The sequence below is a fragment of the Agrobacterium vacciniicorymbosi genome, from assembly GCF_040427045.1.
In the GTDB taxonomy this organism is placed as follows: domain Bacteria; phylum Pseudomonadota; class Alphaproteobacteria; order Rhizobiales; family Rhizobiaceae; genus Agrobacterium.
The window spans coordinates 65,787-84,799 of sequence record NZ_JBETMF010000011.1; the positions used below are offsets into that span (position 1 = coordinate 65,787).

Genomic DNA, 19,013 nt, shown 5'->3' on the forward strand with positions numbered 1-19,013 from the left:
GATACCTTGCACTGCAGCAAACGAGCTGGTGCCCAAGTGCGCTCCCTCTGTGAGCTACGAACAATCTGGAATTCTTCGGCACGACAGCATGCGTGAAAGCGCAATGCGATTCTGTGCGCGTGGACATATGACCGAACTCTTTTGCCTACTCGATTTATGAAGGATCATTCGATGGACGGGCATTTTAAGTCGTATCCTCTTTCAGTCGCACAGACAGGCATGTGGGTAAAAGAAAAATTATCCCCGCCGGATTTAAGTTTTGTGCTGGCAGAAGCCATGGAAATCTCCGGCCCTGTATGCCCGGATGTTTTCTGCGATGCCCTGCAGCGCTTATCCCAAGAGATCGACGCGACGCGTCTGCGGATTACGGAGATCGACGGCAAGCCTCGCCAGATCATCACCCCTTATGTGGGAAGAGATTTCGAGGTACTCGATTTCAGCACCGACCACGCGGCATTGGAAAAAGCATACGACTGGATGCGTTCGGAGATGCAACGCCAGCTCGATTTGGAGCAGGACGACCTCTGGTCAAGCGCCTTGATCAAGATCAGGGAAGACCACTGGATTTGGTACCACAGGGTTCACCACATTCTTTTCGATGGCTTTTCCGGTGGACTTCTCGCACGCCGTCAGGCTGAGATTTACACGTCGCTGAAACGGGGCGAAGACCCTGGGGCCTATGACTTTGGGTCGCTTCAAGAGCTACTGCAAAGCGAAGAAAGCTATCGCCACTCCGTCCATTTTGAACGCGACCGAGCCTATTGGCTTGAGCAGATGAAAGGTATTTCACCACCTGTCACACTGGCGAAGCGCAGCGAGGTTCCCTCTGGCGGTCTGCTGCGGCTAAGAACCACGCTTGGACGCGACGACGTTAAACGACTGCAACAGGAAGCGAAACAGCTCGGGGCGAGCCTGCCACAAGCATTGATAGCAACGGTCGCAGCTTATTACGCTCGGGCCACAGATTGCTATGACCTGACCATGGTGACAATGGTCACGGGTCGCATCAGTGGTGCAGTGCGTCGGATACCCGGGATGGTGGCCAATGCCGTTCCTCTTCGGTTCAAGATTACGCCGGAGCTTTCATGGCAGGATCTGGTCAAACAATCCTCCAGTCAGATGATGCGCGCGTTGCGTTATCAAAGATATCGCTATGAGGACATGCGGCGCGATCTTAATTTCACCAGCCAGGATGAGCAGATCGCACGTCTGGGCGTCAACATCGAACCTTTTGACTATGACCTAAGATTTGACGGACACCCTGCCGCCGCACATAATCTCTCCAACGGCACCATGACCGATTTCACGATTTTTGCTTATGATCGTGGCGATGGAGGTGATCTGCAGATCGATTTCGACGCAAACCCCGCCCTTTACACTTTAGCGGAACTGGAAGAGCACAAGGAGCGGTTCCTTCATCTCATTCGCACTATTCTTGCCAATCCTGCTCAGTCGGTCTGCAATATCTCGCTGCTGCTGGCGGACGAACGCGAACGTGTTCTGCATGACTGGAACGACACCAGCAGGCCTGTCGAAAATGCCACTTGGCTCGATCTGTTCAGCCAACAGGTTGAGCGGCAGCCGCATGCGAAAGCCGTCATTTTCGAAGACCGGGAACTGACCTACGAGGCGCTCAACAAGGCGTCGGACATGTGGGCAGCGGCATTGCGAGGTCTGGGCATCGGGCGAGGCAATCTCGTGGCCATAGCAATGCCGCGAAGCGAACAAATGCTAGTCGCGCTTCTCGCGGTTGCCAAAACAGGCGCGGCCTATCTGCCACTTGATCCATCCGATCCGCGTGAGCGTCTGTCGACAATCCTTGAAGACGCAATGCCGAGCATCGTCATGTCCACAGCCGCCGCTCGTGCTTCGCTCCCTGTACTGATGGCACCGGTCGTTCTGCTTGACGAGCATCCCAAAGATGTTACGGGCGACGCATTTTTTGACAGTCCTGAACCGCAGGACACCGCCTATGTCATTTTTACCTCTGGCTCCACCGGACGCCCGAAAGGTGTTGAGATTGCCCACGCTTCGTTGCTCAATTTCCTTCAAGCCATGCAGGAGTTGCTGGTCCTAAAACCGGAAGACCGGATCGTTGCGGTCACCACGATTGCATTCGACATTTCCGTGCTTGAGCTGTTCCTGCCGCTAACCGTGGGAGCGACAACGGTCATCACCACACGTTGCGTGGTACGCGACCCTGCTGCCCTTTACCGCGTCATCAAAGACAACGCTGTCTCGTTGATGCAGGCAACGCCTTCATTGTGGCGCATGCTACTGAGTGAATATGCGTCAGAGTTGAAAGGGCTGCGCCCTCTGGTGGGTGGTGAAGCGTTGCCACCGGACCTCGCCCGTTTGATGGAAAAACTGGGACACCCGGTCATCAATCTGTATGGCCCCACCGAAACGACGGTTTGGTCTGCCTGCATGCCGCTCAGCGGTTCCGATCTCGACAGCGTCCCCATCGGCAGGCCGATCTGCAATACCGAGCTTTATGTTCTGGATAAAATGCATCAGCCTGTTCCTCCGGGCAGTGCCGGAGAACTTTACATCGGCGGTGCAGGCGTTGCGAAAGGCTATCTCAACAAACCGGAGCTGACAGCCGAACGTTTTCTGCCGAACCCATTCAAGAAGGGTGAGGGTCGCATGTATCGTACCGGCGATCTGGCGCGATGGCGCGCCGATGGCGTACTCGAATATCTTGGTCGCAACGACCACCAGATTAAAATCCGCGGTTTCCGGGTCGAACCGGGCGAGATCGAAGCCGCGATCATGTCCACCGGTTCTGTGCACCAGACAGTGGTGGTGCTGCGGGAGGATCCGGGCCAACGCAAACAGTTGGTGGCCTATCTGACTCCCGCCACCGGCGCCACAATCGATACCGCGCATCTGGCGAACCGTCTGGCGGGAACTCTGCCGTCACATATGATCCCGGCCATCTATGTCGTTATGGAAGACCTTCCCCTGAACACCAATGGAAAGATCGACAGAAATGCTCTGCCGGCACCGCAGGAGCGAATCTCAAAAGACCATGTTGAACCCAGCACTGCCACAGAAGCCTTATTGGCGAAGTTGTGGTGTGATGTCCTCGATCTAGAAGCCGTCAGCATTCATGATGATTTTTTCCAGCTGGGAGGGGATTCTCTTGCAGCGGCGTCGATGATGTCGGCTCTGAGCCGCACGATTGATGGCGACATCGCATGGTCTAGCTTTGTGGATACGCCAACTATTGCCAGTTTTGCAAAACATCTCGATGGTCCCAGAAAGCAGAAGGCGTCCATAACTCCCCTTTTGCCCATTCGAGCAAAAGGAAATCATTCGCCATTGTTTTGCATACACCCTGTCATGGGTCTAGGTTGGGCTTTCACGTCTCTGGCCAAATATATCCACGAGGATATTCCTATTTTCGCCTTTCAGGCGGACGGCCTGAACAGCGTAGAACCACCGGCATCAATCGAAGAGATGGCGCAAATCTATCTCAGCAGGATTCGCGAGATTCAGCCTGACGGACCCTACAATATCATCGGTTGGTCTTTCGGGGGACTGGTCGCCCACGAGCTTTCCAGACAGCTGGAGCAAAAAGGTGATGATGTCGCCTTTCTCGCTCTCCTCGACTCCTATCCCTTCATGCCGCCCTCGGGTGCGGCATTCAACGACGAAACGGTCCTGGCAAAAGCAGCCTTGGGCTTCCTCGGCTTCGATGAAAACATTATTGGGGATCGACCAGCGTTCTCGGCCCTCGGCGACTTTTTAGCGCAACATTACGGGCTTCGCGAAAATGTCTTTTTCAAAGAGATTTTGCGAGAAGATCCGGCGTTCATGGAACGGTTGCGCGAGGTCATCCTGCACCATCTGGATATCGCCCAGCGCTTCGCTCCTGGCAGGATCAATGCCGATATACAGTTTTTCAGCGCCAAGCCAGCAACTGCCAAAACCCTTCAGAAAATTCTCAATTATCGCGTTGAAGCTTGGCTGCCACATACGATTGGCGGCGTACACCGAAATCAACTCAACTGTGATCATGAAGACATGCTGGAGCAACACAGCGCAGAGAAAATAGCAGCGGTTTTCATGCGGCATGCTTTGAAAAAAATGCCGCACCTCATGCGGAATAGAGAACAGGTTTCCAACAAAAGCTCGGTGGTTCCGGCAAGTCACCACCTAGGCTGACAGCGTTGTCCTAAACCTCAAGCCTCTTCGCTCAAAAGGCCGCCGACGCCGAGAAGGCGTTCAACCGTGGCATGGTCGGCGGCAAGGGCCTGTGGTGTTCCGCTCCAGGCCAGCCTGCCGCGTTCGAGAATGATGACCTGCTCGGCGAAGTCGAGCGCGCTCTGGATGCGTTGTTCGACCAGAAGAATCGTCATGTCGCCTGTCTTGGCGAGATCGGCGAAGGCCAGCATCAGTTCCTCGCAGATCACCGGTGCCAGCCCTTCCAGCGGTTCGTCCAGCAGCAGAACGGACGGGCGGCCAAGGATGGAGCGGGCGGTGGACAGCATCTGCTGTTCGCCGCCGGACAACTGGTTGCCGAGATTGCGGCGTCGCTCTTTAAGGCGCGGAAACATCTGATAGGCTTCTTCCAGCGCCGATTTCGGCCGCCCTTTCAGACCGACAAACAGGGTTTCCTCCACTGTCAGCGTTGGAAACACGCAGCGCGCCTGCGGCACATAGCCAAGGCCCGCATGGGCGCGCGAAGCGCTTGGCGCGCTCGTGATGTCCGTGTCGCCAAGGCGGATGCGTCCTTCGTAGCGTCTGGTCTGGCCCGCGAGTGTGGCGAGCAAGGTCGTCTTGCCCATGCCGTTTCGGCCAAGCACGGCAAGGCGCTGGCAGGCAGGCACCGAGAAGGAAACGTCTTCCAGCACCTTCGTCTGGCCGTATCCGGCAGAGAGATTTTCGACCTCAAGCGACTTGGCCGGCATCGGCATAACTCCCCAGATAAGCTTCCCGCACGCGGGCATCCTTGGTGACATCGGCGGGCAGGCCATCGAAGATGACGGCGCCCGCCGCCAGCACGATCACGCGCTTTGCAAAACGAAACACCAGATCCATATCGTGTTCGATCATCAGCACCGCGAGATCGGCTGGCAGGTTTGCAAGGGCGTTTTCGATAAGCCCGGTATCGCTTTGCGGCACACCGGCCGCCGGTTCGTCCAGAAGCAGCACCTTGGGCTTCAGCGCCAGCGCCATGGCAAGTTCCAGCAGGCGCTGCTGGCCATAGGCAATCTCGCTGACCCTGCGATGCGCAAGTTCAGCCAGACCGAGCTTTCCGAGCATCGCTGTAACTTCGGCCATGACATCGGGCATTGTCAGGAAATTGCCGAACAGGCGGGTGGCGCGGCCATCCCGTTGCAGCATTGCCAGTGCCACATGTTCGGCAGGCGTCATATCCTGAAAAAGCCGGGTGACCTGAAAGGAACGCACGAGACCGCGCCTGACACGGCCCGCGGCATCGATTTTCGTGACGGTCTCTCCATTGAGGCGCACGTCTCCGGAATTGGGCTGGAGATTGCCGGTGACGAGGTTGACGAAGGTGGTCTTGCCCGCACCGTTAGGACCGATCAGGGCGACGCGATCGCCCGGCATCAGCGATAACGAGACATTGTCGGTGACGGTCAGACCACCAAACGTCTTTTTAAGATTGTCGACTTCGAAAACCGCGTTCATGGCTTCGCCCCCTTGCGCCGCGAAATGTAATCGGCAGCCGTTCCGTAAATCCCTTTCGGAGCGAAGAGGACGACGGCGATCAGCAAGGCACCGACCATCGTCAGCCAGTGGAAGGGATTGGCAGCCGAGACATAGTCCTCGAACAGCATGAAGATCAGCGTTCCGGTCAAGGCGCCGAACAGGGAGCCGGTTCCGCCCAGCACCAGCATGACCAGCGCCTCGGCAGACTGGGTGAAGGACAGCGTATCGAGCGCAACGACCTGCGTCGAGATGGCGTTCAATGCCCCGCCGAGACCTGCAACCGCGCCTGAGATCACATACATCCTGACCAGCACGGAACTAGGGTACGCGCCCATAGCGCGAATGCGCAACGTATCCTGCCGAACACCCCGGCTCAACATGCCGAAAGGTGAGCGAACGAGGATTCTTAAAAAAACAAACACGATCAACAGCAGAACGACGCCGAAAACATAGGCGGTCTGGCCGTAAAGATCGAACTCGAAGACACCGAAGACCGGGTCCGGCGCGATGCCTGCAAGCCCATCGCTGCCGCCGGTCCAGGAGGACATTTTGTTCGCTAGCTCGTGAAAAAGATGGATGAGCGCAATTGACAGGACGAGCTGTGGCAGTCCGTGAGCACGCAGCATGATAACACTGCAAAGCAGGCCGGAAGCCGCACCGCCAACAAGCCCGGCCAATGCCATCAGAAACGGGTCATTGATACCGTAATGGGCCGAAAGAATGCCCGCCGCATAGGCACCCGCCCCAAACAGCGCGGCATGGCCAAGGGTGGCAACGCCGCAATATCCGGTCACGAGATCGAGTGCCAGCACGAGAAAAGCAATCGCGAGGATGCGGGTCAGCAGCGCCAGATTGTCGGGAAACAGCAGATAGCCGATCACGGCGGCAACCACGATTACGGCGATGCCGATGAGGTCACGGGCCAGCGCGCTGCGCGGTTTTGTGCCGGGAGAAATGTCGCTCTGCACGTTGGAGGTCACTTTCACGGTCTCCTTCATTTCGCTCTTCCGGCAAGGCCGCGCGGAAACACGCAGATGATCGCGATCACCGCAAGGTAGAAGAAGAATTCACCGAATTCCGGCATCAGATAGCGTCCGGTCGTATCGATTGCGCCCAGCAGCAGACAGGCCGCGAGGGCGCCCGGAATGGACCCCGCACCACCAACGGAGACGACAACGAGAAACGTCACCATGTAACGAAGCGCGTAATAGGGTTCGACCGGCAGAAGTTCCGCGCCGACGACGCCACCGAATGCGGCGAGACCCACCGCAATGGCAAAGCTGATTGCGTAGATGACTTCGGTACGCACGCCGAGGGCGGCGGCCATGGCAGCATCATCCACTGACGCCCGCACCTTGACGCCGAAACTCGTCCTCTCGATTGCAAACCAAAGACCAAGCGCCACGACGAGACCGCAGACGATGGCAAAGAGGCGGTGGACGGAAATGCTGCGGAAGCCGAGATCGGCAGCACCTTGCAGCGGGCCAGCCAGCGGGATGGTCTTCAGTGTCGGCCCCATCACATAATTCGCGATACCGATGACGCAGAAGGTGATGCCGATGGTCATCAGAACCTGTGTGAGTTCAGGGGCACCGTATATGCGGCGATAGAGGAACCGCTCAATCGGAATGGCGATGATGATCGTCAGCACGACAGCCGCCATCACGGCGACCGAATAGCCTAGCCCAAGATCGCGGGCCACGTAGGATGCAATGTAGCCGCCGATCATGGCGAAAGCGCCATGCGCCAGATTGACGACGCGCATCAACCCCATCGTCACCGAAAGGCCGATGGAAATGACAAAAAGCACCATGCCATAAGCAAGGGCATCGATGGCTATGCTGAAGACTGTCTGCATGGAATATCCTGCTCAGATCGGCGGGTCATAGACCCACCGATGTTTCGAGGTTCTTCTTGAGGCTTATTTCGCAGCCGCGAGGCCCGGATCGCCCTGATTTTCGAAGGTGCGGATTTCCTTGTTGATATAGGTGCCGTCATCAGCCTTCACGACTTCGCGAAGATAGATGTTTTGGGTGATGTGCCGGCTTTCCGGATCGATCGACACAGGTCCGCGCGGGCTGGTCCACGACAGGCCCTTGACGGCATCGACAGCCTTTTCAGGGTCTTGCTTGCCACCGGTCGCCTCGATCATCTTGTAGATGACGTGCATGCCGTCGAAAGCGCCGACTGCCGGGAAGGAAAGCTCCGCCTTGTTGCCGATTGCCTTGGTGGCCGCTTCCACGAACGCCTTGTTTTCAGGAGAGTCATGCGAAACCGCATAGTGGAACGTGGTTTGGATGCCGAGCGCGGCATCACCCAGCGCCGGAAGATCGGATTCCTGCGTCAGGTCTCCCGGCGCGAAGAACTTCACGCCAGCCGCCTTCAGGCCATTGTCATTATAGGCTTTGACGAAGCCAAGCGTGGTTGGGCCTGACGGAAGGAAGGCGAAGACGCCGTCTGCGCCCGAATCCTTGATACGCTGCATGATGGGGCTGAAATCATTGGTAGTCAGCGGCATGCGGATCGACTGCACCACTTCGCCCCCTGCCTTCACGAAGGCCGCCTTGAAGGCATTTTCGGCATCAACGCCCGGACCGTAATCACTGACCACCGAGATCATCTTCTTGACGCCAGCCTCAAAGGCCACCGTCGCAATCGGGGTCGATGTTTGCCAGGTCGTGAACGACGTGCGCACGACCAGCGGACTGGTCTTCATGATCGCTGAGGTCGCGGCATTCATGATGACCATAGGCACCTTTGCCTGTTTCAGGATCGGCGTCACAGCCATGGCATCCGGGGTGAAGTAGAACCCGGCCAGATACTGTACCTTTTCCTTGACAACCAGTTCCTGCCCGAGCGCCTTGGACTGGGCGGGATCGGCCTGCGGCACGTCGCGATAGATGATCTCTATCGTGTCATCGCCGACCTTGTTGCCATGGATCGCCATATAGGCATCGATGCCAGCCTTGAAGTTTTTGCCCTGTAGTGCGAACGGACCCGAAAACGGCCCCACGACACCAACCTTGATGACATCTGCATAAGCCGTGCTGCTCAGTGCGAGCGCCGCGATGGCGGCGAGAATGGCTTTCCTCATGATCTAGTCCTCCCTTTTTGGTGCGCACCTCCCAGGCTTTGCACCGTTTCAACTTATAGTCTTAAACGCATGTCGCGAGATACGCACCCTTTTGGCATTTCATCAGTATGGCAGACCCACATAATTTTCCGCGAGCGCCGTGGAAGCCGCTGGCGAATGGGTGAGATAATCGAGCTCAGCTTCCTGTATCTTCTGGCCAAAGTCTCCGGTGTCGGGAAAGCGGTGCATGATGTTGGTCATCCACCATGAAAAACGCACTGCCTTCCAGACGCGGGCAAGCGCCTTTTCCGAATAGGCATCGAGACCGGCATCCGAGCGATCCTTGTAATGCTCGCGCAGTCCGCTGAAGAGATAATGCACGTCACTTGCCGCAAGGTTGAGGCCCTTGGCGCCGGTGGGCGGAACGATATGGGCGGCGTCTCCCACGAGAAACAGCCTGCCGAACCGCATCGGTTCGGCAACGAAGGAACGTAGCGGCGCAATCGATTTTTCGAAGGATGGAGCCGTCAGCAATGCTTGCGCATGATGGGCAGGAAGGCGGCGCCTCAACTCGTCCCAGAACCGGTCGTCGCTCCAGTCCTCCAGCTTTTCGTCCAGCGAACATTGGAGATAATAGCGGCTACGCGTTTCCGACCGCATGGAGCAGAGCGCAAAGCCGCGTGGGTGGTTTGCATAGACCAGTTCATGGCTCACGGGCGCCACATCGGCCAGAATACCCAGCCAGCCGAAGGGATAGATCTTTTCGAAGATCTTGATCGCACCCGGCGGCACTGACTTGCGGCTGGCACCGTGGAAACCGTCGCAGCCCGCAATGAAGTCGCAATCAAGCCTGTGTCTCGTGCCGTCCTTCTCATATGTTACGAACGGCGAACCGGTATCGAAATCGTGCAGCCGGACGTTGGACGCTTCGTAGATCGTCACCGCCCCGCTGGCTTCGCGACACTCCATCAGGTCGCGGGTAACCTCGGTCTGGCCATAGACCATGACGCGCTTGCCGCCGGTCAGTCCGGCCAGATCGATCCGATGATCGCGGCCATCAAATGCCAGCGAAAACCCATCATGCGGAAGCCCCTCCGCATGCATGCGCGCACCGGCTTTTGCCTGTTCGAGAAGCTCAACGGTGCCCTCTTCCAGCACGCCCGCGCGAACCCGGCCGAGAATGTACTCCTTGGATGCGCGGTCAAGGATAACGTTATCGATTCCAGCATCAGTCAAAAGCTGACCGAGCAGCAGACCTGATGGTCCTGAGCCAATGATAGCAACCTGGGTTCTCAATGCTTTCCTCCCGATCGCAGTTGATGGTGCAAGTCTGATGAACTTCACCCCCATCCGCAATGGACATTTCAGCCGCATACTTGCACTATCTGAACATTCAGGCTGGAGAAAATTCCCGATGCAATCCGTGCCCACCTATATGCTCTACGGCGAGAATGCGCGTAAAGAGCCTGATTTCTGGGTGCATTGCGAAACGATTGAGTCTCGTAGCAGCCGGCATGCCTGGGAAATCCGGCTTCACCGACATGACTCTTTCTTTCAGATATTGTACCTTGAAAGCGGTTCCGGCGATGCTGTGCTCGACGACGGAATTGTGCCGATTCCCCCGTCATCTGTTGTCAGTGTACCAGCCGGTTTCAATCACGGATTTCGCTTTTCGCGCGACGTGAAAGGCATCGTTCTGACGATCCTAAATACGCATCTTGGTCACGGGTCTGCCGAACGCGGCGGACTGCTTTCGATACCGCAAGTCACGCAGCTCGACATCGCCCAAGCAGATGGGGCCTATGTGGCACAAACGCTGACACGGCTTGCAGACGAGTTCGACAATCGTCGCCCCGGGCGCGGCAATCTTTTGGCCGCCTATATCTCATCGATCTTACAACTCCTGACGCGGATGTCCTCCGCGCAGACTGCCAGCCAACAATTTCCTTCGGAGAAGGCACTTCGCATAGAAGCGCTTCGCGCGCTGATCCAGCAGCATTTCCGGGCTCACAAACCGGTTGCCTTCTATGCGCAGGCGCTCGACATGTCGCTGACACATCTCAATCGCATCGTCCGTTCCGCGCTCGGATGCACGGCGCACGATCTGATTGCGGAAAAACTGATGGAGGAATCCAAGGCCCAGCTGCTGTTTTCGGCAGCACCCGTCAGCGAAATCGCAACGCATCTGGGCTTTGCGGATCCAGCCTATTTCTCACGCTTCTTCCTCAGTCGCGCAGGCGAACCGCCTCGTGTTTGGAGACTAAGGGAACAGGCACGGTTGGAGAACCTCCCATGATACCGGTTCCGATAACAGCGACGGTAGACTCGGTATCGATCACAGGTTTGTCCTTGCGGTCAGGGGTATCGTCTTGCTGAAAACCGCACCGGCCGTTCTTGTCTGCGACGAACTTGGTCTTCGGCATCAACTCCTCAAAAGCCGCTTCAAGATTAGGCTCGGCACGGATATCGAAGGACGGCTGATCTCGGTTCGGTGGGGCTCGTTGGGGGCTTTGATCGCTTACCAAAAAGCGTCAGGTCGCCGTTTAAAATAAGTTCTCCGCGTCCATTGAATTTGTATTTCAAACCGTCCTGATAAGACCTACTTCATCAAAATGTTGCTGGGTGTGTAAGCGCTTTGGCGCGCTTGATGAATGTCTCGATTATCATCATTTTGGGCGAGGCCCGTTGCCATAAAACTCCGATGTCTCTGGCATAATCGTTCTCATCCAGAATGATCTTGTTGAGCTTGAGGCCTTCGGGCCAAGGTGGCGCCCAATCGGGGATAATGGAAATTCCAAGGCCGCGATCGACAAAAACAGCGATTGCTTCGAGAGAGTCGAGTTCGAGACGTTCAATCGGTTTCAGTCCGTTATCTTCAATAAAGCGGGTGGCGATGCGGCCTCCCCAATTATTGCGGTCGTAACGAATGAATTTGTGGTCTGCGATTAGTTTGCCTATGTCGCGTTCGGTAACATTGGCGGGCGTTATCGCGATCAAGGGCTCTTTTCGAATGCTGACCCAATCCACTGACTTGGGCAGGGCGAAATTCGGTTTGATGACAATGGCGGCGTCTAGTTCACCGCTCAAGACCTGCGGATAGAGTTCGCCCGAGGATGCCCTGATCAGGAAAAAATCGACTTTGGGAAAATCCTCTATCAGCTTCTCCAGAATGGAGGGAAAGAACCCGGTAAGAGCGGAGGTGAAAATCCCGATTCTTAAATCACCCCAGACCGTTCCCTCTGCCGCCAACAATCGTAAATTATTGATGGCCTGAAGGACTTTTTTAGCTTCCGGCAAGAGCGCTGTGCCAGCAGGGGTTGGCAGAACCGTTCGACCGGATCGCGAAACAAGCTGGATATTCATCTCTGCTTCGAGAGATCCGATGCGTTGTGAAACTGCAGATGCCGTCAGGTCAAGCCGACGCGCGGCCTCCGCAATCGACCCCGACTCCGCAACAGCGACAAAGCTCTCAAGAAAATGCGTATCCATCCGCGTGTCTCCTTCGCTGCAAAAGAAACAGACACAGCATACCTTTCAATCATCAAAAGCAAGAAAATGTTGGATTTGACGTAAGGTATAAGTAGATTTTCTTCGCTCCGTCAGCGGCTATAACACAGTTCTGTGGGGAGGACGCAGGTTCGTGAGGGCGATGAATTCGCTCGTTTGCGAGCGTTGATGGTTCGGCCTTTCAGTTACGCGACAAAAGCGGTGAGGAGGCGTCAATGGACATCAAGGCAAACGGTGAAATTCAATCAGCGGCAACGCACGCCGGAATACAGGTCGCTCCCGCCCCTTCTGCCGTCAAGGCCGTGCCACGGCGCTTCCGCAACCTGCTTGCGCTTGATGACTTCGAAAAAGCCGCGCGCCGTCATTTGCCCCGCATGGTCTATGGTTTCGTTTCTGGGGCATCGGAAACGGGCACAGCACTTAAGCACTCCCGCAGTGGTTATGACAATATCGCTCTTCTTCCGCGAACGATGATGGATGTGTCGAAACGGACGACGGCCACGGAATTGTTCGGCGCACAATACAGCGCACCGTTTGGGATTTGCCCATTCGGGGGGGCGGCAATGGTGGCTTACAGGGGTGATCTTGCGCTTGCGGAAGCGGCAAAGAATACCCGTGTGCCCATGATCCTGAGCGCTTCCTCGCTCATCCCGCTTGAAGAGGTGTATCGCCAAAACCAAAACGCTTGGTTTCAAGCCTATCTTGCCGGAGATATGGCTCGTATCGAGCCGATGGTGAAGCGCGTCGAGGCCGCGGGCTTCAGAACGCTCGTCGTCACCGCCGATCATCCGGTGCCGTCAAACCGGGAAAACAATGCGCGGAACGGCTTTTCGATGCCCATGAAGATTACGCCCAAAACCATGCTGGACAGTGCTCTTCATCCGTCCTGGTTTCTGGGCACGATTGCGCGCACGGTGCTGAAACACGGTATTCCCCACTTCGAAAACATGGATGCCAAGCGCGGGCCGCCGATGTTTTCGCAAAATGCGGTGCGCAATATCAATGGACGCGATCAGCTTGCCTGGAGCCATGTCGAGGCCATCAGGCGAATATGGAAGGGCAAACTGGTCGTCAAGGGAATCCTCAGCGTTGAGGATGCACTGAAGGCAAGGAATGCGGGCGCAGATGGCGTCATCATCTCCAACCACGGCGGTCGCCAGCTCGATTATGCGGTAGCGCCGGTTACGATGCTTCCGAAGATCGTTGAGGCCGTTCCGGGGCTGACGATCATGATCGATGGTGGCATCCGTCGCGGTACGGATGTTTTGAAGGCATTAGCGCTGGGTGCGGATTTCGTTTTCGTCGGCAGACCGCTTCTTTATGCGGCAAGCATAGGCGGAGCACCGGCTGTCGAGCACGCCGTCAATCTTCTCATCGAAGAGATAAACAGGGATATGGCGTTGCTTGGTGTGCGAAACCGGTCCGAAATAACGCCTGATCTTCTCACCTGAAAACATTTGCGACAGCGGAAAGACAAGCCATGACAGAGACATTTAAACTCATGAGCACGCTGGCCGTCGAAAAGGCGTTCAAGACGTGGCTCCTTCCAGCATGGCGTGAAAGCGGACAGGAGATAGAGGCTGAATGGAGCCCGACGACGGTGCTGATGGAAAACATCGAAGCGGGCAAGCGGGCTGACGTGGTGGTGTTAATCGATGGTCCGATGGCGAAGCTCTCGTCGGCAGGAATTGTATTGCCTGAGAGCGTCACCCCTGTTGCCACCGCCGGTTTCGGACTTGGAGCCCGTGCAGGCAGCGCGCTGCCGGATATCTCCACACCGGCAAAATTCAAGGAAGCGCTGCTTGCCGCGCGTTCCATCGTATATTCCAAGGCCGGGGCAAGTGGAATTTATTTCGCCGAAGTCGCCAAGACGCTTGGAATTGCTGACGAGATCGCTGCCAAGTCAATCATCATCCCGGCCGGTTTCACCGGAGAAAAACTCGTCAGCGGAGAAGCAGATATCGCCGTTCAGCAAATCAGCGAATTGATGTCTGTCGATGGCGTCGATGTCATCGGGCCCTTTCCAACGGAGATTCAGGTCACGACGGATTTTTCAGTGGCAATCTTTGCCGATGCACCAAATAACGCCCTCGCCCAAGCCTTTGTGGCTCATTTGACGTCTGCCCAAGCCCATGAGGCTTATTCGAAGGGTGGACTGGTGGCGCGGTTTACGCCAGCTACCGCTTAACTGGAGTCGTGAGTTTGAAAAAATCTCCTCGTATCGTTCTTCTCCATGCAACACCTGTGGCAATGGAGCCCATTAAAACCTCCATGACGCAGTTGTGGCCAGAGGCCGAAATGGTCAATCTTCTGGATGACGGACTTTCAATTGATCGCGCCAAGGAAGGCCCGGAACTGTCCGGCTCTTTGAGCGACCGTTTCGTGGATTTTGGACACTATGCGCACCGTATGGGCGCCGACGGAATTCTCATCACATGCTCGGCCTTTGGCCCTGCAATCGACAGGCTGATGGCAGAGTTGCCAATTCCCGTATTGAAGCCGAACGAAGCCATGTTTCGGGAAGCGATTTCGGCGGGCCACCGCATCGGCATGCTGGCGACCTTTGGTCCGGCGGTCGGCACCATGACGCAAGAGTTCGAGCAGTTTGTGGGCGAAGGCGAAACGGCAGCAACGCTTGAGACGATCCTTGTTGCCGATGCGATTGACTTGCTACGCAAGGGTGACGCCGAAACCCATAATCGGCTGGTGGCGGAACAGGCACCGCGACTTGCAGGATACGACGCGATCATGCTGGCCCATTTCTCCACGTCTCGCGCCTTGAATGCCGTGCGAGCCGTGGTCGATGTTCCCGTGTTGTCAGCACCGGACGCCGCTGTGCTGCGTATGCGTTCACTTGTTTCTGGAGAATGAGCATGCTTCTTGGAGTGATCGCCGACGATTTTACCGGTGCAAGCGACATCGCCAACACACTGGCAAAGGGAATTCCTGGCCAGGGTGGCCTCAGGGTCTCGCAGTTCATGGGCATTCCTGATCACCCTGCCCCTGATGATATCGAGGCGGGGGTAATTTCGCTCAAAAGCCGTTCCATCGCAGCCGCCGATGCCGTTTCGCAGTCACTTGCGGCAATGGAGTGGCTGCTGGCGCAGGGCTGCAAGCAGATCGTTTTCAAATATTGCTCCACATTCGATTCAACGCCGGACGGCAATATCGGTCCTGTTGGCGAAGCATTGGCCGATGCCCTCAACGTCAAAGGCGTCGTCGTCTGCCCGGCCTTTCCGACTGTCGGGCGCACCGTGCACCAGGGGCACCTTTTCGTCCACGACCGTCTCTTGAACGAATCCGGCATGCAAAATCACCCGCTGACGCCGATGACCGATCCCGATATTCGCCGCTGGCTGCAACGGCAGACCACGACACCTGTTGGTCTCGTGTCCGCGGGTATCGTCAGAAGTGGACCGGATGCCGTCGCTGCCGCCTTGGCGGCCTGCGCTGACAAGGGAGAAACGCTGGTCATCGCAGATGCGGCGACCGATGAAGATTTGATCGTGCTGGGTGCCGCATGCGCGAATGCAGTGCTCGTGACCGGTGGTTCGGGCATTGCGCTCGGTTTGCCTGCAAACTTTATCAAAGCGGGCCTTGCAAAGGGTCAGGGTGAAAGTTTCAAGGGCACGGATGGCCCCGAAGCCATTCTGGCAGGCAGCTGTTCCGGTGCGACGCGCGGGCAGATCGATATTCATGCCAGGGATCACCCCGTGCTTTCCATCAGCGTGGATGACATCATGGGTGGGCGAACGCAGGTCAAAGATGCTCTCGACTTCATTGCGGGACACCAAGGGAAGTTGCCGCTCGTCTATTCTTCCGGCACACCGGAAGACGTTGCCAGAGCGCAGGCGACCTATGGGCGTGAAGCGATTGCAGAAAAACTTGATACATTTTTTGCAGAAACTGCGCAGAAATTGATCGATGGAGGCGTTCGCCGGCTAGTGGTTGCAGGCGGGGAAACCTCGGGTGCTGTGGCACAGGCTCTCGATCTTGGTGCGTTGCAGATCGGTCGGGAAATCGATCCCGGCGTGCCCATCCTCTTTAGTGAAAAGCGGGGGATTTCGCTGGCGTTGAAATCTGGAAATTTCGGTGGCCCAACGTTTTTTGCCGATGCGCTCACCGCACTGAAGCAATGAGGGATGATCTTGGAAACTGAACCTGTCCTTCGCGACAAAATTGTGCGCTTCGGCGCACTGCTTTATCAACGTCAGCTGGCTCATGGTAGCGCGGGTAATCTGTCGGTGCGATTGGAAGACGGGAGCATCCTGGTGACCCCGACCAACTCCAGTCTGGGTTTCCTCGACGCAAACCGCATATCAAAAGTGTCGCCTGACGGCACTCTTTTGGCAGGTGATCCGCCATCCAAGGAGGCGTTTTTTCATTTGGCGGTTTACGAAGAGCGCCCCGCTGCAAAAGCAATTGTGCATTTGCATTCGACATATTCCACGGCACTTTCTTGTCTGTGTCATGCCGATATTGCCGATGCCCTTCCACCGCTGACCGCCTATCAGGTAATGCGCCTGGGCAAGTTACCACTGTTGCGCTATTTCCGACCCGGAGACAGGGCGCTGGCAGATGCAGTGCGTGAAACCGCGCGGGAGCACCGGGCCATGCTGCTGGCTAACCATGGCCCCATCGTTTCGGCCAAAACGCTGGAAGAGGCGATCTATGCCTATGAGGAACTTGAGGAAACGGCAAAGATTTTCTTCATCGTCGGTGACCGTAAAACATCTCCGTTGACTGCCGAAGCCATCGTGGATCTCAACGCAAATTTTCCAAGCTGACCTCACGATCTATTCCGGTCTGACGTGTGAAACCAACCCAATAGGGATGCTGATCACCGCGGCGGTGGATCGGCGACCGCTGGCATTGATGATCTCTTGGTTTTGACGCAGGTAACCTCCACCACGTGTCGCTGTCATTCTCGGCTCGAGCAATAAGGTCGATACCATCCGTCCGCACTATAATTTGCACCAATAACAAAAGTTTTTCTTACGAATGAAGCTAGTATTCGCAAGTTTATTTAGCTTTTGATTCATGCGAACTATCAGGTCGAACTGATCGGACGCATTGCCTTGGGAGAGGGCGCGTAACCTGGGATTTTTGTCTTAGCGGTATTGTGAAGACGATATTCGCGCAATTTACCCTTACGACAATACGCGACATGTGAAGGATCAGCTGAGTTTTCAGGAGGAGAAGAAAATGATTAATCGCAGACATTTCCTGGCGGTTGCCGCCGCAGCAAGTGCATCCACCGTCGTGGGCGGACGCGCGTTTGCAGCGGAGTGGCCCAGTGCCAAGCCTATTATGTTCGTCGTCCCGTTTCCGCCAGGTGGTGGCGTGGACCAGATGGCACGCCTCATCGTACCCTATGTCCAGAAGCAGCTTCCCGGTGCCAATATCGTCATCGAAAACCGCGCTGGTGCCGGAAGCCAGATCGGCATGGAATATGTGTTTACGGCAAAGCCTGACGGTTACACGCTTTGCGGCGTTACTTCGCCGGCAATGATGACAATCCCCTTCGATCGTCCCGTTCGCTACAAGGTCGATGAATTCATCTACATCGCCAATGTGATGGATGACGCAGGCGCTATAGCCGTTTCTCCAACCTCTGATATCAAGGATCTTGCTGACCTGATCGCTCGTGCCAAGGCAGAGCCGGAATCGATTTCCATTGGTCACACCGGTGTCGGAGGCGACGATCATCTGCTCGTACTGGAGCTTCAGCAGGCTGCGGGTGTGAAGTTCAACGTTATTCCGTTCAACGGATCTGCTCCTGTCAGCACAGCGCTTCAAGGCGGACACATTGATGTCGCCGTATTGAATGTGAGTGAATTTATCCAGCCTCTCGCCGATGGTACAGTGCGCGTTCTCGCACAGGCAGGCGATAGCCGCAGCCCTTCCATGCCCAATGTGCAAACGTTCCGCGAAGGCGGTCTAGCCTTTACAGTCGGCGCGCAGAGAGGCGTTGTCGCACCTCCGGGCCTTCCTTCCGACATTCAAACCAAGCTTTCCGCAGCCTTCAAAGCCGCGATAGAAGATCCGGAATTCAAAGCTGCCGCTGCCAAATTCAAGGCGCCGATCCGCGGCCTCTACGGCGATGAGTACAAAACTGCAGTTTTGGGGATCGATGCACGCCTTAAAGACATGTGGGCTAAAAACCCATGGAAAGATCAGTAAGGTCATTCATGTCTTGGACCGAGCCACCTGTGGCTCGGTCGTCAACGGCGTCACCGCTGCATTTTCTAACGCACTTCCGGGAGTAAGCCCTTGATAAAGGCGCCAAAGGATTTCTGGACCGGTTCAATCTATCTGTTCGTTGGTCTTGTCGGATTATTCATCGCGAAGAATTACAACTTCGGAACCACGACCCGCATGGGACCCGGCTTTTTCCCAATTCTGCTGACCAGCCTTCTTGTGGTTGTCGGCGTGGTGGCTGTCGTCAGGTCGTTCTTTATCGATGGTACGTCCATTGGCAAGATACCGCTCAAGCCGTTGCTCGCAATAACCGGTTCAATCGTCGTTTTCGGACTTACGGTAGAGCCATTGGGTGGACCAATCGCTATGCTGCTGAACGTCGTGGTGGCCGCATGGGCCAGTCGTGAGTTCCGGCTTGCGCCTGCCGCCCTTATTGGCGCTGTCTGCCTTGTTGGCATCTGCTCCCTTGTCTTCATCGAGCTCCTCAACGTTCCGATCCCATTGGTTGGCACCTGGCTTCAGCCGCTCGTGCCGAATTTCTAAGGACCAC

Annotated in this window: 16 protein-coding genes; 9 read left to right on the top strand and 7 right to left on the bottom strand. The window is 56.3% G+C overall.

Features of this window, described 5'->3' with window-relative positions; genetic code table 11:
• Positions 1–171 precede the first annotated feature (171 nt).
• Complete coding sequence (locus tag ABUK73_RS17370) at positions 172–4,170, top strand: amino acid adenylation domain-containing protein (RefSeq protein WP_353578367.1); 3,999 nt, start codon at positions 172–174, stop codon at positions 4,168–4,170.
• Positions 4,171–4,187: 17 nt separating this feature from the next.
• Here ABUK73_RS17370 and ABUK73_RS17375 read toward each other — a convergent pair whose 3' ends face one another.
• The 6 genes from ABUK73_RS17375 to pobA all read right to left on the bottom strand — a co-directional run bounded on the left by ABUK73_RS17375 (position 4,188) and on the right by pobA (position 10,051).
• Entirely contained in the window at positions 4,188–4,916 is a 729-nt protein-coding gene (locus ABUK73_RS17375) for a branched-chain amino acid ABC transporter ATP-binding protein (protein WP_353578368.1), read from the bottom strand.
• Positions 4,897–5,661, bottom strand: coding sequence for an ABC transporter ATP-binding protein (locus ABUK73_RS17380; RefSeq protein ID WP_353578369.1), 765 nt, complete (start codon positions 5,659–5,661; stop codon positions 4,897–4,899). Before ABUK73_RS17380 ends, ABUK73_RS17375 begins: the two co-directional genes overlap by 20 nt.
• A complete protein-coding gene (locus ABUK73_RS17385) occupies positions 5,658–6,680 on the bottom strand; it encodes a branched-chain amino acid ABC transporter permease (protein ID WP_353578370.1) in 1,023 nt (340 codons plus the stop codon). The genes ABUK73_RS17380 and ABUK73_RS17385 overlap by 4 nt, the downstream gene beginning before the upstream one ends.
• On the bottom strand, positions 6,677–7,540 hold the full coding sequence (locus ABUK73_RS17390; RefSeq protein ID WP_353578371.1) for a branched-chain amino acid ABC transporter permease: 864 nt from the start codon (positions 7,538–7,540) through the stop codon (positions 6,677–6,679). Before ABUK73_RS17390 ends, ABUK73_RS17385 begins: the two co-directional genes overlap by 4 nt.
• Before the next feature lie 63 nt (positions 7,541–7,603).
• The gene (locus ABUK73_RS17395) at positions 7,604–8,776 is read right to left on the bottom strand and encodes an ABC transporter substrate-binding protein (protein WP_353578372.1); all 1,173 of its coding nucleotides are present in this window, start codon (positions 8,774–8,776) and stop codon (positions 7,604–7,606) included.
• 102 nt (positions 8,777–8,878) lie between these two features.
• Complete coding sequence (pobA, locus tag ABUK73_RS17400) at positions 8,879–10,051, bottom strand: 4-hydroxybenzoate 3-monooxygenase (RefSeq protein ID WP_353578373.1); 1,173 nt, start codon at positions 10,049–10,051, stop codon at positions 8,879–8,881.
• A 118-nt stretch (positions 10,052–10,169) separates the two neighbouring features.
• Here pobA and ABUK73_RS17405 point away from each other — a divergent pair, with 118 nt between their 5' ends.
• The gene (locus ABUK73_RS17405) at positions 10,170–11,051 is read left to right on the top strand and encodes a helix-turn-helix domain-containing protein (RefSeq protein WP_353578374.1); all 882 of its coding nucleotides are present in this window, start codon (positions 10,170–10,172) and stop codon (positions 11,049–11,051) included.
• A gap of 311 nt (positions 11,052–11,362) precedes the next feature.
• Here the strand turns inward: ABUK73_RS17405 and ABUK73_RS17410 are convergent, their stop codons facing one another.
• A complete protein-coding gene (locus ABUK73_RS17410; protein ID WP_353578375.1) occupies positions 11,363–12,244 on the bottom strand; it encodes a LysR family transcriptional regulator in 882 nt (293 codons plus the stop codon).
• 233 nt (positions 12,245–12,477) lie between these two features.
• Here ABUK73_RS17410 and ABUK73_RS17415 point away from each other — a divergent pair, with 233 nt between their 5' ends.
• From ABUK73_RS17415 to ABUK73_RS17445, 7 genes are all read left to right on the top strand, one after another.
• Positions 12,478–13,713 carry an alpha-hydroxy acid oxidase gene (locus ABUK73_RS17415; RefSeq protein WP_353578376.1) on the top strand — a complete coding sequence of 412 codons (1,236 nt, stop codon included), beginning with the start codon at positions 12,478–12,480 and terminating at the stop codon, positions 13,711–13,713.
• Positions 13,714–13,742: 29 nt separating this feature from the next.
• The gene (locus tag ABUK73_RS17420; protein WP_353578377.1) at positions 13,743–14,450 is read left to right on the top strand and encodes a molybdate ABC transporter substrate-binding protein; all 708 of its coding nucleotides are present in this window, start codon (positions 13,743–13,745) and stop codon (positions 14,448–14,450) included.
• Between the two features lie 14 nt (positions 14,451–14,464).
• A complete protein-coding gene (locus ABUK73_RS17425) occupies positions 14,465–15,133 on the top strand; it encodes an aspartate/glutamate racemase family protein (protein WP_353578378.1) in 669 nt (222 codons plus the stop codon).
• A gap of 2 nt (positions 15,134–15,135) precedes the next feature.
• A complete protein-coding gene (gene otnK, locus ABUK73_RS17430) occupies positions 15,136–16,401 on the top strand; it encodes a 3-oxo-tetronate kinase (protein ID WP_353578379.1) in 1,266 nt (421 codons plus the stop codon).
• A gap of 3 nt (positions 16,402–16,404) precedes the next feature.
• A complete protein-coding gene (gene otnC, locus ABUK73_RS17435) occupies positions 16,405–17,049 on the top strand; it encodes a 3-oxo-tetronate 4-phosphate decarboxylase (protein WP_454892386.1) in 645 nt (214 codons plus the stop codon).
• A gap of 418 nt (positions 17,050–17,467) precedes the next feature.
• Entirely contained in the window at positions 17,468–18,445 is a 978-nt protein-coding gene (locus ABUK73_RS17440) for a Bug family tripartite tricarboxylate transporter substrate binding protein (protein WP_353578381.1), read from the top strand.
• 90 nt (positions 18,446–18,535) lie between these two features.
• Entirely contained in the window at positions 18,536–19,006 is a 471-nt protein-coding gene (locus ABUK73_RS17445; protein ID WP_353578382.1) for a tripartite tricarboxylate transporter TctB family protein, read from the top strand.
• The last annotated feature ends 7 nt before the right edge of the window (positions 19,007–19,013 follow it).

Coding starts and splice junctions, on each gene's coding strand:
- ABUK73_RS17370 (WP_353578367.1), top strand. CDS start 172: ATGGACGGGCATTTTAAGTCGTATCCTCTTTCAGTCGCACAGACAGGC.
- ABUK73_RS17375 (WP_353578368.1), bottom strand. CDS start 4,916: ATGCCGGCCAAGTCGCTTGAGGTCGAAAATCTCTCTGCCGGATACGGC.
- ABUK73_RS17380 (WP_353578369.1), bottom strand. CDS start 5,661: ATGAACGCGGTTTTCGAAGTCGACAATCTTAAAAAGACGTTTGGTGGT.
- ABUK73_RS17385 (WP_353578370.1), bottom strand. CDS start 6,680: ATGAAGGAGACCGTGAAAGTGACCTCCAACGTGCAGAGCGACATTTCT.
- ABUK73_RS17390 (WP_353578371.1), bottom strand. CDS start 7,540: ATGCAGACAGTCTTCAGCATAGCCATCGATGCCCTTGCTTATGGCATG.
- ABUK73_RS17395 (WP_353578372.1), bottom strand. CDS start 8,776: ATGAGGAAAGCCATTCTCGCCGCCATCGCGGCGCTCGCACTGAGCAGC.
- ABUK73_RS17405 (WP_353578374.1), top strand. CDS start 10,170: ATGCAATCCGTGCCCACCTATATGCTCTACGGCGAGAATGCGCGTAAA.
- ABUK73_RS17410 (WP_353578375.1), bottom strand. CDS start 12,244: ATGGATACGCATTTTCTTGAGAGCTTTGTCGCTGTTGCGGAGTCGGGG.
- ABUK73_RS17415 (WP_353578376.1), top strand. CDS start 12,478: ATGGACATCAAGGCAAACGGTGAAATTCAATCAGCGGCAACGCACGCC.
- ABUK73_RS17420 (WP_353578377.1), top strand. CDS start 13,743: ATGACAGAGACATTTAAACTCATGAGCACGCTGGCCGTCGAAAAGGCG.
- otnK (WP_353578379.1), top strand. CDS start 15,136: ATGCTTCTTGGAGTGATCGCCGACGATTTTACCGGTGCAAGCGACATC.
- otnC (WP_454892386.1), top strand. CDS start 16,405: ATGATCTTGGAAACTGAACCTGTCCTTCGCGACAAAATTGTGCGCTTC.
- ABUK73_RS17440 (WP_353578381.1), top strand. CDS start 17,468: ATGATTAATCGCAGACATTTCCTGGCGGTTGCCGCCGCAGCAAGTGCA.